13 protein-coding genes are annotated in these 13,881 nt (G+C 69.6%); 1 reads left to right on the plus strand and 12 read right to left on the minus strand.

The window, feature by feature from the left end; genetic code table 11:
- Nucleotides 1-4: 4 nt before the first annotated feature.
- The 3 genes from ACM6LU_RS01925 to ACM6LU_RS01935 all read right to left on the minus strand — a co-directional run bounded on the left by ACM6LU_RS01925 (nucleotide 5) and on the right by ACM6LU_RS01935 (nucleotide 2,275).
- Complete coding sequence (locus ACM6LU_RS01925; RefSeq protein ID WP_414935837.1) at nucleotides 5-709, minus strand: hypothetical protein; 705 nt, start codon at nucleotides 707-709, stop codon at nucleotides 5-7.
- Nucleotides 710-1,316: 607 nt separating this feature from the next.
- Complete coding sequence (locus ACM6LU_RS01930; protein ID WP_414935838.1) at nucleotides 1,317-1,766, minus strand: VOC family protein; 450 nt, start codon at nucleotides 1,764-1,766, stop codon at nucleotides 1,317-1,319.
- An 11-nt stretch (nucleotides 1,767-1,777) separates the two neighbouring features.
- On the minus strand, nucleotides 1,778-2,275 hold the full coding sequence (locus ACM6LU_RS01935; RefSeq protein ID WP_414935839.1) for a pyridoxamine 5'-phosphate oxidase family protein: 498 nt from the start codon (nucleotides 2,273-2,275) through the stop codon (nucleotides 1,778-1,780).
- A 180-nt stretch (nucleotides 2,276-2,455) separates the two neighbouring features.
- Here ACM6LU_RS01935 and ACM6LU_RS01940 point away from each other — a divergent pair, with 180 nt between their 5' ends.
- A complete protein-coding gene (locus tag ACM6LU_RS01940; protein WP_414935840.1) occupies nucleotides 2,456-3,163 on the plus strand; it encodes an SRPBCC family protein in 708 nt (235 codons plus the stop codon).
- Here ACM6LU_RS01940 and ACM6LU_RS01945 read toward each other — a convergent pair.
- The 9 genes from ACM6LU_RS01945 to ACM6LU_RS01985 all read right to left on the minus strand — a co-directional run bounded on the left by ACM6LU_RS01945 (nucleotide 3,160) and on the right by ACM6LU_RS01985 (nucleotide 13,486).
- The gene (locus ACM6LU_RS01945) at nucleotides 3,160-3,924 is read right to left on the minus strand and encodes a hypothetical protein (protein ID WP_414935841.1); all 765 of its coding nucleotides are present in this window, start codon (nucleotides 3,922-3,924) and stop codon (nucleotides 3,160-3,162) included. The two genes, ACM6LU_RS01940 and ACM6LU_RS01945, sit on opposite strands and share 4 nt — an antisense overlap.
- 248 nt (nucleotides 3,925-4,172) lie before the next feature.
- A complete protein-coding gene (gene purH, locus ACM6LU_RS01950) occupies nucleotides 4,173-5,735 on the minus strand; it encodes a bifunctional phosphoribosylaminoimidazolecarboxamide formyltransferase/IMP cyclohydrolase (protein ID WP_414935842.1) in 1,563 nt (520 codons plus the stop codon).
- A complete protein-coding gene (gene purN / locus ACM6LU_RS01955; RefSeq protein ID WP_414935843.1) occupies nucleotides 5,732-6,349 on the minus strand; it encodes a phosphoribosylglycinamide formyltransferase in 618 nt (205 codons plus the stop codon). The genes purH and purN overlap by 4 nt, the downstream gene beginning before the upstream one ends.
- Nucleotides 6,350-6,425: 76 nt before the next feature.
- Entirely contained in the window at nucleotides 6,426-7,808 is a 1,383-nt protein-coding gene (locus tag ACM6LU_RS01960) for a DUF6350 family protein (protein ID WP_414935844.1), read from the minus strand.
- Between the two features lie 143 nt (nucleotides 7,809-7,951).
- Nucleotides 7,952-8,770: a DUF5336 domain-containing protein gene (locus ACM6LU_RS01965; protein ID WP_414935845.1), complete on the minus strand. Its 819-nt coding sequence runs from the start codon at nucleotides 8,768-8,770 to the stop codon at nucleotides 7,952-7,954.
- A gap of 303 nt (nucleotides 8,771-9,073) precedes the next feature.
- Nucleotides 9,074-9,961 carry a succinate--CoA ligase subunit alpha gene (sucD, locus tag ACM6LU_RS01970; RefSeq protein WP_414935846.1) on the minus strand — a complete coding sequence of 296 codons (888 nt, stop codon included), beginning with the start codon at nucleotides 9,959-9,961 and terminating at the stop codon, nucleotides 9,074-9,076.
- A 1-nt stretch (nucleotide 9,962) separates the two neighbouring features.
- Complete coding sequence (sucC, locus tag ACM6LU_RS01975) at nucleotides 9,963-11,132, minus strand: ADP-forming succinate--CoA ligase subunit beta (RefSeq protein WP_101612251.1); 1,170 nt, start codon at nucleotides 11,130-11,132, stop codon at nucleotides 9,963-9,965.
- A gap of 117 nt (nucleotides 11,133-11,249) precedes the next feature.
- The gene (locus tag ACM6LU_RS01980; protein WP_414935847.1) at nucleotides 11,250-11,609 is read right to left on the minus strand and encodes a hypothetical protein; all 360 of its coding nucleotides are present in this window, start codon (nucleotides 11,607-11,609) and stop codon (nucleotides 11,250-11,252) included.
- Nucleotides 11,606-13,486 (minus strand): hypothetical protein, encoded by a 1,881-nt coding sequence (locus ACM6LU_RS01985; RefSeq protein ID WP_414935848.1) that lies wholly within the window; start codon nucleotides 13,484-13,486, stop codon nucleotides 11,606-11,608. Before ACM6LU_RS01985 ends, ACM6LU_RS01980 begins: the two co-directional genes overlap by 4 nt.
- Between the last annotated feature and the right edge of the window lie 395 nt (nucleotides 13,487-13,881).

The following is a 13,881-nucleotide window of genomic DNA, read 5'->3' on the forward strand; positions in this document are numbered from 1 at the left end:
GGGTTCACGCCGTCCCCCACCTGGTCGCGGGAAAGTCCGCCCGCTCGACCGCACCCTCGCCGGGAAACCGCAGCAACGCCGACGTCGGCCGGGCGGCCGCACCCCGGCCACCGGCCCGCACCTCGATCTCACGGGCGCGCAGGTAGCCCGCGCCACCGCCTTCGAAGCCCGTCCAGCGCGAACGGCGGCAGCTCAGCTCGACCTCCGCACCGGGCCAGGAACCCAGCGAAAGCAGCACCGAGTCACGGTTGCGAGCGCGCGCGGACAGCCGTCTCGCCACGTCGGGCCGAGCGAGCCCCGGACCGACGACCACGAGATCGAAGCCGTCGAGCAAGGCCGCGGTCACCGCCGGGAACTCGGCACCGGGACGGGGGACCAGCGCGAGCCTGCCCACCTCGACCCCGAGTTCCGCGGCGGCGACCACCCCGAGCGCGGGCAGGCCGACCGCGACCGCCCACGCACCGCCGGCGGTGGCGGCGGCGAGCAGGGTGAGCATCAGTGACGTGGACCCCAGCACCGAAACGGTGCTCCCGCGCCGGAGCCCCGCGGCGGGCAGCAGACCGGACAACGCCGAGGACACCGGGAGCACCCTTCCTGTCGTCCTCGCGTGTTCGGCCGCGGAAGCCACGCCACTGGCCGTGCTCACTCCTGGCAAGGCCGCCAGTCTCGCCAACGGCAAGGCCCGTGCCTCGACCACCTCCGCTGTCACCGGACCTCGCCTCCCCACGACACCTAGACCATCCATCGAGGACGGCGCTGGCATGCCACGGGGAAGGCGGCATCTCGAACAGGTGTTCGATGACTCCAGTAGACCGGGTGTCTCGGTGGTTGTCAAGCGATAAGGGCACGATCACCGCACCTGCCCTGCCCGAAGCCGGGAAACACCCCCGGAGCCGCTCGGATAGCAGCACCGCGTTGAGCCCACCGTCGGAAGCACCCCAGGTGAGCACCTGCCGCGGACAGCCGATGTTGCGGTCGAACCAGGACAACAACGCCGTCTGGTCGTGGACGGCTTCGCGCGCCGAGAACCCGTTCGGCTTGCTGTAGAGCGACGCGGCCAGCTCGATCTCCTCGGGAACACAGCCCGGCGGGTAGATCTCGTGGTCGTACAGCAACAGTCCGCCGTTCCAGTACGGCGGCACTTCGACCCGGTATTGGGCGCCGTCGATCACTCCGGTGTGGACTCGGACGTCGTCCGCGGGCATAGCGGGGCGCCGGTGACGATCAGCGGGGCGGCCACGATTCCTGTCAGCGTCACGTCGGAAATGCCGGCAGCGCAAGGCTTGGCGGGAATCCGTCGAGACGCGGCTCCTCGCCTACGCTTCCGAGCGGACGAGTTCTTCCGCCAGCTCGACGACGACCCCCTCCGGGCCACCGACGTAGCAGAGCCGGTAACTGTCCTCGTATTGCACCAGCTCGCCGACGAGTGCGCCGCCGTACGGCCGCAAACGGTCGAGGGCGTCGTCGATGTCCTCGACCGAGAACACGAAGTGGCGAATGCCGGGCGTGTTCATAAGCGCCCGCGAATCACCTTCTCGTCCCTCCGGCGTCCGGTAGTGGATCAGTTCCACCCCTCCGTGACCGTCCGGCGGCCGTAGCACCGCGATATCCGTCCTGACCCCTTTCAATCCGGTGAGACGGTCGACCGTGTCGCCCGTGAGCGACGCCTCGCCTTCCAGTTCGAGACCGAGCGCGATGAAGAACGCCTTGGCCGCTTCGAGGTCGCGGACGACGACACCGACGTGTTCCAGCTTCTTGAGTGGCATGACAGTTCCTTTCAGGCACTCTGACGCGCTGCCTGCCGACGCAGGAGCTCTTCGACGGCGGAAGGCAGGGTGGTCTCGAAGTCGATGAGCTTGACCCAGGTCGGGGTCACCACGATCCGGACCATGCCGTCGTAGAGCGACCGCACGCCTTCCTCCCACTCGACCCGCTGCTCGGGCGTCATCTCGTAGGTGCCGTTCCACTGCATGTACTCGTCGGGGATGCCGTCGACGACGTCCAGCTCGGCCGTGCCGCGGATGAGCAGCACCTTCGGCGGGTGCGATTCAGTGTCGATCGTCAGTGCGACGGCGGGGTTGCGGCGCAGCGACGGCAGTTTCTGCGCGTTCGTCGCGGTGCACATGACGATCTCCTTGCCGTTCCAGTGGATCCCGATCGGGATCGCCCGCGGCGTGCCGTCGAGCGCGGTGTAGGCCAGCCGGGCCAGGTCACGGGCCAGGAGTTCCTGGCTGAGCGGGCGGTTCAGGATCTCGTCGATCGCGCTCTGCCGCATGTCGCTCTCCTTTGGGTCGCTGTCTTCGCGGACGTCCCAGGGACGCCGCTGTCCCCAGCACTTCGACACTCTCGAATGTGTCCCGCATCACATCGTCTTTAGCGGGCTAACCGCGACCTGTTTGTCGAAACGGCACCTGGCCGGGCGTCGCGTCTGTGAAGGCATACGAGAGGACAGTCCATGACGAAGGAATCCAAGGTCCGCTTCGAGGGCTTCCTGCCCGCCACACCCGCCGACACCTGGGCCGCGATCACGACGGGCAGCGGCGGCTGGCTCTGGCCGATCCAGTACGAACCACGCGACGGCGGTGCCGAATCCGGCCTCACCCCGAACGGCGGCATGGTGACCGTCTGGAAGCCGTCACAGCGCTTCGTCACTTACGCGGAAGACGAAACGGGCTGGTTCAACACGCTCGAGTACGTGCTCGAACCGAACGACGGCAGGACCTACCTGCGCTACGAACACACCACGGTCCTCGACGACGTCGAATACGACGCGTGCAAGCGGCACACGGCGTTCTACTACCACTCGCTGGGCGAGTACTTGACGCACTTCAACCGGCGCGAGGTGAAGTACTTCAAGACCGACGCGCCCGAAGCCTCGAAGGCTCCGGAGGCGTTCGAGGTCGTGCGGGCAGCGATCGGCGCGACGGTCGCAGGCGACCAGGTGCGCTTCGAGGTGCCGGGCGTCGGCACCATCGAAGGCGTCGTCGACTATCTGACGCACGTCTTCATCGGCGTCCGGACCGAAGACGCGCTGTACCGCTTCTACGGCCGGAACGCCTGGAGCTGGCCTGTCAGCATCGGGCACCACCTGTTCGCCGAAGACGCCGACGTGAACAAGGCCGAGAAGGCGTGGACGGCCTGGCTGAACGGCCTGTACGCCTAACGGGGCAGGTTCTTCGCGAGTTCGGCCCCGACGGACTTCGCCGCTTCGGCAGACTCTCCGGGCGGGATCGGTGAGTTCGTGAAGAACCCCTTGTCCCAGCCTTTGTAGGTGACGATGCCGACGTACACGCCTTGGGTGAAGCGCAGTTCCGCGCCGCTGAAGGCGCTGTCGGTGTCCAGAGTGACGAGAACTGCCTTCTCCCCGATGCCCTTCACCTGCTGCTGGCGTTCTGACGGCGCGGCCGACCCGACGGAGGACTCGGCCGCGCGCTTCTCGGCGTCCGGCCCCTCGTGGCGGTAGACCATGACCTGGAGGGTGCGGTCGTGGACGTTGTCGCCGTCCGGCGCCGACCAGGAGCAGCCGTACTGCTTGGTGACGATGTCGCCCGCCTTGATCTCGTTCTCGCGGACGCCCTGGAAGCTGTTGGTGACCGTCTTGTTCAGGGTCTCTGGGGAGATCTTGCACTCGGTGGGCGGCTGCTGGGAGACCGGCGCCTTGCCGACCGACGAGTAGTACTCCGACGCGAAGATGCCGCCTGGGATACCCAGGCCGAGCAGGACGACGCCGCCCACGATCAGGCCGACGATCAACCCGGTCTTTTTCTTCTTGGGCGGCTGCCCGTAGCCGGGCTGGGGGTATCCGGGATGCGAACCGTAACCGGGCCCACCGGGCCGGCCGTAACCCGGCTGCTGTCCGTATCCCGGCCCAGGTGGCGGGCCCTGACCCGGACCTGGGCCGTACCCCTGCGGCGGCTGGTGCACCGATCCTCCTACCGATCCTCGCGTACGCTCCGCGTCGCGTTTAGCCTGCTAAAGGCGACACGCGGCCAGCATGGCACGGCGGCCGGGGCCCGGGGCACCGGGAACGCCCACAGTGCTGTCCGTGGGCGCCCCCGGATCGCGATCAGGGGGCTGAACGCAAGTCGGCCGGATCGCGATTAGCCCGCTGAAGGCGACGTCGGTGCCAGGAGCGGCCTGATCGCGATTAGGGGGCTGAACGCAAGTCGGCGTTAGTGGGCGAAGTGGCGCGTGCCGGTGAGGTACAGGGTGACCCCGGCGGCCTCGGCGGCGGCGATGACCTCGGCGTCGCGGATCGAGCCGCCCGGCTGGACGACGGCGCGGACACCAGCCTCCAGCAGGACCTCCAGGCCGTCCGGGAACGGGAAGAAGGCGTCCGAAGCGGCGACAGCGCCCTTCGCCCGGTCCCCCGCCCGCGAGACCGCGAGCCGCGAGGAGTCGACCCGGTTGACCTGGCCCATGCCGACACCGACGGTCGCGCCGTCGTTCGCCAGCAGGATCGCGTTCGACTTCACCGCGCGCAGCGAACGCCACGCGAACTCGAGGTCGGCCAGCGTCCGCTCGTCGGCGGCCGCGCCGGCCGCCAGGGTCCAGTTCGCCGGGTCGTCGCCCTCGGCGGCGATCGTGTCGACGGTCTGCACCAGCATGCCGCCCGAGATCGGCCGGAACTCGATCGGATCCGGCGACGTGATCGCGGGCAGCTTCAGCAGTCGCAAGTTCTTCTTGCGCCGCAGGATCTCCAGCGCCTCGGTGTCGAAGTCCGGCGCCAGGACGACCTCGGTGAACACCTCGGAGATCTGCTCGGCGGCTTCGCGGCTCACCGGCCGGTTGGTCGCGATCACCCCGCCGTAGGCCGAAACCGGGTCGCAAGCGTGCGCCTTCCGGTGCGCTTCGGCGATGTCCTCGCCGACGGCGATCCCGCACGGGTTGGCGTGCTTGATGATCGCGACGGCCGGGGCGTCGAAGTCGTAGGCGGCGCGGCGCGCGGCGTCGGTGTCGACGTAGTTGTTGTACGACATGGCCTTGCCGTGCAGCTGCTCCGCGTGCGCGAGACCCGGCCGCCAGTGCTTGTACAGCGCGGCCTTCTGGTGCGGGTTCTCGCCGTAGCGCAGCACGTCACCGCGCTCCCACGAAGCGCCGGTGAAGTCCGGGAAGCCGGAGTCGTCCGCGGGCGCGTAGACGTTGGCGAACCACGCGGCGACAGCGGTGTCGTACGCGGCGGTGTGCGCGTACGCCTGCGCGGCGAGCCGCTTGCGGTCGGCCAGTTCGAAACCGCCGTCGGCGACGCGCTCCAGTACCCACCCGTAGCGGGAGGGGTCGACCACGACGGCGACGCTGTTGTGGTTCTTCGCCGCGGCACGCACCATCGCCGGGCCGCCGATGTCGATGTTCTCGACGCAGTCCTCAGGGCTCGCGCCCGAAGCGACGGTCTGCGTGAACGGGTACAGGTTCACCACGAGCAGGTCGAACGGCGCGATGTCCAGCTTCTTGAGCTGCTCGACGTGCTCCGGGCGGTCACGGTCGGCGAGCAGGCCCGCGTGCACGCGAGGGTGCAGCGTCTTGACCCGGCCGTCGAGGGACTCGGGGAACCCGGTGACCTCTTCGACCGGCGTCACCGGCACCCCGGCGTTGGCGATGACCTTCGCCGTGCCGCCGGTCGACACGATCTCGACACCCGCCGCGTGCAGCCCGGTGGCGAGTTCGAGCAGGCCGGCCTTGTCCGAGACGCCGATCAGCGCGCGCCGGATGGGCCGCTGCCGGAGTGCAGTACTCACGAAAACCTCACCTTTCGTCCCTCGACCGCGCACCCGCTCCGGCCGAGTCTTTCGATCGTTTCCACCAGGAGCCTGCGTTCCACGGCCTTGATCCGCTCGTGCAGGACGTGCTCGTCGTCGTCGGACTCCACGATCACCGGCTCCTGCGCGATGATCGGCCCGGTATCCACCCCGGCGTCGACGAAATGCACCGTCGACCCGGTGATCTTGACGGCCATCGCCAGCGCGTCGGCCACGGCGTGCGCGCCGGGGAACGACGGCAGCAACGCCGGATGCGTGTTGATCACACGGCCGGGGAACCGCGCGAGGAATTCGGCGCCGAGGATCTTCATGAATCCCGCCGAGACGACCAGGTCGGGCTGATAGGCGGCGACGGCTTCGGTGATCGCCTTGTCCCACGCCGTGCGGTCCGGATGGTCGGCCATCCGGACGGTGAACGACGGCACGTCGGCGCGTTCGGCCCGGGTGAGTGCCTCGATCCCGGTGCGGTCGGCTCCGACGGCGACCACCTTCGCCGGAAAGTTCGGCTTTTCGACCGCGTCGAGCACGGCTTGCAGCAGCGTGCCGGAACCGGACGCGAGGACGACGAGCTTCACCGGAGTGGGCAGGTCCAACCGACTAGCCAGAACGGGCTCCTTGCCACGGCGGTACGCACTCGGGCGTACGGCGCTTCACTCGGTCGCGACAACCCTAACGGTCGCCACCAGGCACGCTTTCGTCGCCGGACCCGTCGGTGGACTCGGTCACAGCGATGTCCTGCTCGGGCTGGGTTTCGGGCGGGGTCTCGTCGGAGTCTTCATCCAGCTCGCGGGTGAGTTCCGCTTCGGCTTCGTCGTCCAGATCGTCGTCGTCCGGTACTGATTCGTCTTCTTCTTCGGCTTCGACGATGGCTTCAGGTTCCGTCGGCGGCGCGGGCGGCTCGTGTGCCCCGGCGAAGAAGGCGACGAGCCCGCCGGGGATGACGATCCAGCAGAAGGCGATCACCGACGCGACCCCGACCGGCACGCTGACCGGGTCGAACGGCCCGTCGCCGAGCCTGCCGCCGGAGAGGGTCCCGAGGATGACGCAGCCGAACGCGACGAGCGCGCCCGCGACGGCGACCGCCCGCATCCGCAGCATCGGATCCTCGTCGATCGTGCGGATCTTCCAGCCGACGAGCGCACCGACCAGCGCGGGCAGGACCAGCAACGCCGGCCACCAGACCGCGTGGTGCGACGGGATCCCCGCCAGCACCGGCACGCCCGGCAGCTGTCCTTCCTGGTAGCCGAACATGCCGACGGTCAGCGAACCGACCGAAAAACCCGGACCGGTGGTGAAGGACAGCGCGGCGACGACCGCGTTCGGCAGATACGCCACGGAAAGCACGAACAGGCCGAAGCTCGCGCCGAGGCCGGGTTCGAACAGGCTGTCCACAGTGGACCAAGTGAGCGCGGTGGCGACGGTGAACACCACCGCGCCACAGGCGACCATCGCGGCGAGGCCGAGCGCGCCCGCCCGCAGGCCCTGCCCGGCCACCGGGTCGAACCGGTCCCGCACCGTGGCGGGAAGCCCGCAGCGCTTGGCGACTCCCGCGACGGCGGCGAATCCGGCGATGAGTCCAGGCACGCAGAAGGCGGTCAGCGGGTTCACCCCGATCGGCGATCCTTCTGCCAGCAGGGCGATGAACACACCGAACAGCGCGTGCGCCCCGGCTGTCACCGCTACCACCGGGACGGCGTCCGCCGGGGTCCGGCCGCCGATCCGGCGCACGGCGTGCGCGGCCGTCCTCGCCGCGAATCCCGCGACGACGAGTGTCGGTAGCAACGGAAGTACGCCGAGCGGGTGATCGTCGAGTTCGAGTTCCACCTGCCAGGAGGCGAGCCAGCCCGGCCCCGCGGCGAGCAGGGCGCCCATGGCGGAGAACCGGGGACGGTCGGCGGCGAACGCGACTACCGCGAGGACCGTCGCGACGGCGGTGTAGGAGAAGAGCAACGGCGTACAGGCCGCGGCGAGCAACACCCGAACCCGTTTCGCCCTGGACACCTCCGGCGGCGAGCGTTCGTCGCGGGTGAGCAGCTTCATGATCCGCACCATGACATCCGGACTGAGCCGTCCGGGTGAGGCACGCCGCCACCGGGTGACGTGCGTGGCCCAACCCACCCGGTCGGGTAACCCGGAAAAGAAAGCACCCATTGTGACACGGAGTGTCACAATGGGTGCTTTCTCGGTACGGAAGGTCAGCTTTGCCGGTCGAAACCACCCGGCGGCGTGCCCGGGTTCTGGCCCTGCTCCGAGGACGGCGGCTGCTGGAAGAACTGGCCCTGCTGCGGCGCGTACGTCGTTGCCTGCTGCCCCGGCGGCTGCGTGACCGGCGGCTGGAAGCCACCCGGCTGCGCGAACGGGCCGGACGGCTCACCTTGCTGCTGGCCCTGCTGCTGCTGCCCCGCACCGGGGAACGACTGGACCTGCGTGGCGGCCGGGCCCTGCTGGCCCTGCTGGCCGAACGGACCCTGCGGGCCCTGCTGCGGGAACTGCTGGCTGTAGGGGGCCTGCGGCGCCTGCTGCTGCGGCTTCGCGGCGGGCAGTTTGAGGACGCCGTGCTCGAACAGCAGCGCGGCGACCGCGATCAGCATCTGCAGGATGCCGAGGATCAGCACCACGGTGATGATGCCCGGGACCGAGACCTCCGGGCGGCCCTCCCCGCCGTCGACGGTCGGGTAGCCGATGATCAGGTCGAGCGCGCCGAACGCGCCGAGCACGCTGAACAACGCGGCGAACGGCAGCACCTTCGGGCCGCGCGGCAGCGCGTGCAGTGCCGCGAGCAGACCGCCGACCAGGAGGAAGACCGAGACCTCCTTGGCGGCGTCGGCTTCATCGGAGAAACCGACGAAGAACTGCACCAGGCCGAGGACGGTGACGGCGAGCGCGAGCAGCAGCGCCAGGTTCAGCGGTGACGACGGCGCCTGCTGCTGCGGGAAGGCTCCCGATCCTGGGTTGGGGTGTTGCTGGCCGCCACCCTGCTGGGGGTAGCCGGGCCCACCGCTGGGATAGGACATCCGAATGCTCTCCTGTCGTTGGACCGGCACCCCGGGGGCACGCGGAACTCCCGGGACAAACGAGGCGGCTGTGATGCTCGAACGCTAGCGCACGCACGCGGTCATCTCGCGCCTCGGGCTCTGAGACGTCTGTACACCTGATCGGGTTCCGCGCGGAACCCCTCGGCGACGCCCATTTCGCGTTTAGCCCGCTGAACGCGACGCGGCACCGAGTCGCGTTCAGCGGGCTAAACGCGAGCAGGCGGGCCGGGCACCCGCGTGGGTGCCCGGCCCGCCGGGGAAAACGCTCCGTCTCTGAAAGGATCAGAGGCTGTTGTACAGCTCGCGCGCCAGGACGGCGGTCTCGCTCGGGGTCTTCCCGACCTTGACGCCGGCGGCCTCGAGGGCCTCCTTCTTGGCGGCGGCCGTGCCGGAGGAGCCGGAGACGATGGCGCCGGCGTGGCCCATGGTCTTGCCCTCGGGCGCGGTGAAGCCCGCGACGTAGCCGACGACCGGCTTCGTCACGTTGTCCTTGATGTAGGCCGCGGCACGCTCTTCGGCGTCGCCGCCGATCTCGCCGATCATCACGATGACCTTGGTCTCGGGGTCGGCCTCGAACGCCTCGAGGGCGTCGATGTGCGTGGTGCCGATGATCGGGTCACCGCCGATGCCGACACCGGTCGAGAAACCGATGTCACGCAGCTCGTACATCATCTGGTAGGTCAGCGTGCCGGACTTCGACACCAGCCCGATCGGGCCGTCACCGGTGATGTCGGCCGGGATGATGCCGGCGTTCGACTTACCGGGGCTGATCACGCCGGGGCAGTTCGGCCCGATGATGCGGGTCTTGTTGCCCGTCGCGACCGCGTGCGCCCAGAAGTAGGCCGAGTCGTGCACCGGGATGCCCTCGGTGATCACCACGGCGAGCGGGATCTCGGCGTCGATCGCCTCGATGACCGCGTCCTTGGCGAACTTCGGCGGCACGAAGATGACCGAAACGTCGGCTCCGGTCTCCTTGATGGCCTCCTCGACCGTGCCGAACACGGTGAGGTCCTTGCCCTCGACGGAGACGGTCTGACCGGCCTTGCGGGCGTTGACGCCACCCACGATGTTCGTGCCGGACTTCAGCATCTTGGTCGCGTGCTTCATGCCCTCGGAGCCGGTGAGCCCCTGGACGATGACCTTGCTGTTTTCGTTGATGAAGATCGACATCTCACGCACCTGCCGCGGCGAGCTCGGCGGCCTTGTCGGCCGCGTTGTCCATTGTGTCCACCACGGTGACCAGCGGGTGGTTCGCGTCGGCCAGGATCTGGCGACCCTCGATGACGTTGTTGCCGTCCAGCCGCACGACGAGCGGCTTGGTGGCCTCGTCGCCCAGGATCTTCAGCGCCTCGACGATGCCGTTCGCGACCGCGTCACAAGCGGTGATGCCGCCGAAGACGTTGACGAAAACGCTCTTCACGTCGGTGTCGTTGAGGATGACGTCCAGCCCGGCCGCCATGACCTCGGCCGAAGCGCCGCCGCCGATGTCGAGGAAGTTGGCGGGCTTGACGCCGCCGTGCTTCTCGCCCGCGTAGGCCACGACGTCCAAAGTGGACATCACGAGGCCCGCGCCGTTGCCGATGATGCCGACCTCGCCGTCGAGCTTGACGTAGTTGAGGTCCTTGGCCTTGGCCTTCGCCTCGAGCGGGTTCTCCGCGTCCTTGTCGACCAGGGCCTCGTGGCCCGGCTGACGGAACGAGGCGTTCTCGTCGAGGGTGACCTTGCCGTCGAGGGCGATGATCTTGTCCTGCGGGTCACGGACCAGCGGGTTGACCTCGACCAGCGTCGCGTCCTCGGAGACGAAGGTCTCCCAGAGCTTCACGACGACGTCGGCGGCCTCGTCGACCACGTTCTCCGGGAACTTGCCCGCGGTCAGGATCTCGACGGCCTTCGCCTTGTCGACACCGATGATCGCGTCGACCGGGATCTTCGCGAGCGCTTCGGGACGCTCGACGGCCAGCTGCTCGATCTCCACGCCGCCTTCGGCCGAAGCCATCGCGAGGAAGGTGCGGTTCGCACGGTCCAGCAGGAAGGAGAAGTAGTACTCCTCGGCGATGTCCGAGGCTTCGGCCACCAGCACGCGGCGCGTGATGTGACCCTTGATGTCGAGACCGAGGATCGCCTCGGCCTTTTCCGCGGCCTCGTCCGGCGTCTGAGCCAGCTTGACGCCGCCGGCCTTGCCGCGGCCGCCGGTCTTGACCTGCGCCTTGATGACGACCTGGTTGCCGATCTTCTCGGCGGTGGCCTTGGCTTCTTCGGGGGTGTTTGCCACGGCACCCGGCAGAACCGGTACTCCGTGGGCGGCGAAGAGATCCCTCGCCTGGTACTCGTAGAGGTCCACTACTCCAGTCTCCTGACGACACGCCACTGTGGTGGTCCGTTGCCGGACCGCGCTGTCGGACCAGTCGAGGTTAGCGACCTGCGCAGAAGCAGGGGACTCCGCACCTGGTGAAGTCGGTCACCGTATGCGGTCAGATGGTGTTTCCACGGTGTGAGACCGCACACCGGAGACCCAGTTCGCCGCCTCTTCCAGGCTTTCGAAGGCGTTCTCGAACTTGCTCGGGCCGTTACCGACCGCGAAGAGGAGGACGTCCGGGAGCGCTTCGGCGAGCCCTTCCGGTTCACTCGCGCCTCGCACGACGCCGAGGATGTCCGGATCCTCCTGTTCGGCCGTCCGCACCAGGTGCGCGACGGTGTCGAGGCGCCCGGTGTAAACGACCTCGACACCGTCATCACGCAACAGCCTGCCGAGCGCGACCGCCGCGCCTTCCTCCACGCCGAACTCGGCCAGCACGACGCGCGGCAGACGACGCGTCACTCGGACCGCCGTGAGCCCACGACGGCCGTCCCGGCCGCGACGAGGGAGACGGCGGCGGCGCCCAGCGCGAGCCAGAACCCGATCCCCGCCGACGCGTCGTCGTACTCCGCCCCGACGAGCGGCAGTTCCGCCGCGCGCAGACCGAGCACCAGCGCGGCACCGGCCAACGCGGCCGCGGCCGCGATCGGGCGCGAGCGCACGACGAGCGCGTACAACCCGAGGACGACCGCGAGCGCGCCGAGCAGGCCCCACGACGCCGCGCCGAAGTCCGACCACAGGCCCGGAGCGGTGTAGCCGGGCGCGATGAACACCGGCGTGCCGAACGCGGCGATCGCCAGCACCGCCGCGGCGACGACCGGGGTGAGCAGGTTGCCGTTCGCCCGCGAGCCGTCCAGCCCGGTGTCCATCGCGGCGTCCATCGCGGCGTCGTCGGTGACGTCGCGCTCCACGACCCCGGTGATCACCGCGGCGAGCGCGGCGACGGCCGCCAGCGCGAGCGCGATGAACGTCCAGGTGACACCCGGGCCCGCCGAGTAGCCGACCTTGTCCGGCGACGGCAGCGGCAGGTCGACACCGAACAGCGCCGGGTCGACCGCCTTGTCCTCGGTCACGGACAAAGCAGCGCTCAGCACGCCCGCGCCCGCGAGGACGACGCCCGCCCATGTGGCCGCGACGACTCCCCTGGCGAACGGTGAGAGCCTCGGCACGAAGACGAACAGCGCGGGAATGGCGAGCACGGCGGCGGCGCCGAGCAGCAGCCAGCGCGCCGGTGTCTCCGGGACGGGCGCCGGACCGTTGGCCGTCAGTACCGGTGTCAGCACGCCCGCGACCGCCGCCGCGGCGGCGAGCAGCGCCAGTCCGCCGGTGGCCAGCCGCCACCAGAACAGCCCGGGCAGCCTGGCCTCGCCCGCCAGATCGCCGGTGACCGCCTCGCCCGCTTCCTCGACGTCGAACCGGGTGAAGGTCAGCCCGAGCAGCAGCAGGCCCGCGACGGTCACCAGTACCGAACCCGGCGCGACCGAGAGCCGGTCCACGACCAGCCCCGCGACCACCTGTGGCACGCCGACCGCGAGCGCCGCCAGCGCGGCCCCGGCGAACCCGCCCTTGCCGACCGCTGCCGAGGGCGAACTCACCGCCACGAGCACGGTCAGCGGAAGCAGGGCCGCGAGCAGCAGGTATCCGGCCATCGCGACCGTCGGTCCCTCGAAGGCGTTCTTCGCCAGGAGGTACGCGTTGCCCGAACCGAGAGGTGCGAGCAGCAAGCCGATCCCGCCCGCCACGCCGAGCATGGGCCCGAGCAGCCGCCAGCGGCGCCGTCCGTCGAGTTCGCCCGCCAGTTCCGCCTCGTCACGGGCGGTCCCCGCGGCGAACGCCCCGGCGGCGAACGTGAGGAGGTGGCCGGCCACCAGCGGCCACAGTCCCGGCCCGGCCGGAGGCAGGGTGAGCAGGCGGTCGGCGAGGAACAGCTCCGGACGCGCGGCGAGGGATCCGTCCGCGAGCAGCTGCAGGTCCAGCAGTAGCCGTCCGGGCGCGAGCGCGGTCAGCCCGAGCACCAGCCCCGCCGTGAGCCCCGGACGTCCCGTCACCACGGCGTAGACCACGGCCACCGCGGGCGCCAAGGCCAGCACGACCAGCAACGGCCCGGCGGCGAAACCGGGTGAACCACCCCGGACGACGGGCATCAGCGCGCCGACGGCCAGCGCGACCGCACCGGCCGCCACCAGCCCCGCCGACAGCACAAGCGCTCGCGGGCGGGCGGGCGGTTCGCTCCGGAGCGGTTCGGCGGACACGGTCCCGGGGACGGCCTGCCCGGTGGATTCCGCGAGCACTGGAGAAACTGCGGATTCGTCACCGGGGTGCCGTGAGCGCGAAGTCATCGACGGCGACGCTAGCAAGCCGGGCTCGCACGGGCCCGCCAGCAGGGGCGCCGCAGGTCTCACCAGCGCTCAGCGGCACTCACGTGCTGCTCAACGGCACTCACCTACGGCACTCACCTGATGCCGCTGAGGCCTGAGTGGCCTCAGCAGAGGCCGAGAGCGGGTAAACCCCCTTCAACATCACCGAGCAACCAGTTATTTCCCTCGTTTGCCTCCCTCCTGGCCCTCCGGTACCCCGAACGGCCGCATGATCTTGTAACGCAAGTCACAAGGTTACGAGTAAACCCCAGCTAACTTTGGGTGATATTCACTGGATAACGGCCAGATCGTCATCGCCCGATCGGCCGAGGGCGCGGCCGAATCTTGCTGATCGGGGTGCCGCTTCGTTACTGTCC

Source organism: Amycolatopsis sp. cmx-11-51 (assembly GCF_047608665.1).
GTDB lineage: Bacteria > Actinomycetota > Actinomycetes > Mycobacteriales > Pseudonocardiaceae > Amycolatopsis.

What these genes read in the sequence shown, in the direction of transcription:
- ACM6LU_RS01930 (WP_414935838.1), bottom strand. Translation starts at nt 1,766, where the DNA reads ATGCCACTCAAGAAGCTGGAACACGTCGGTGTCGTCGTCCGCGACCTC.
- ACM6LU_RS01935 (WP_414935839.1), bottom strand. Translation starts at nt 2,275, where the DNA reads ATGCGGCAGAGCGCGATCGACGAGATCCTGAACCGCCCGCTCAGCCAG.
- ACM6LU_RS01940 (WP_414935840.1), top strand. Translation starts at nt 2,456, where the DNA reads ATGACGAAGGAATCCAAGGTCCGCTTCGAGGGCTTCCTGCCCGCCACA.
- ACM6LU_RS01960 (WP_414935844.1), bottom strand. Translation starts at nt 7,808, where the DNA reads ATGGTGCGGATCATGAAGCTGCTCACCCGCGACGAACGCTCGCCGCCG.
- ACM6LU_RS01965 (WP_414935845.1), bottom strand. Translation starts at nt 8,770, where the DNA reads ATGTCCTATCCCAGCGGTGGGCCCGGCTACCCCCAGCAGGGTGGCGGC.
- sucD (WP_414935846.1), bottom strand. Translation starts at nt 9,961, where the DNA reads ATGTCGATCTTCATCAACGAAAACAGCAAGGTCATCGTCCAGGGGCTC.
- ACM6LU_RS01985 (WP_414935848.1), bottom strand. Translation starts at nt 13,486, where the DNA reads ATGACTTCGCGCTCACGGCACCCCGGTGACGAATCCGCAGTTTCTCCA.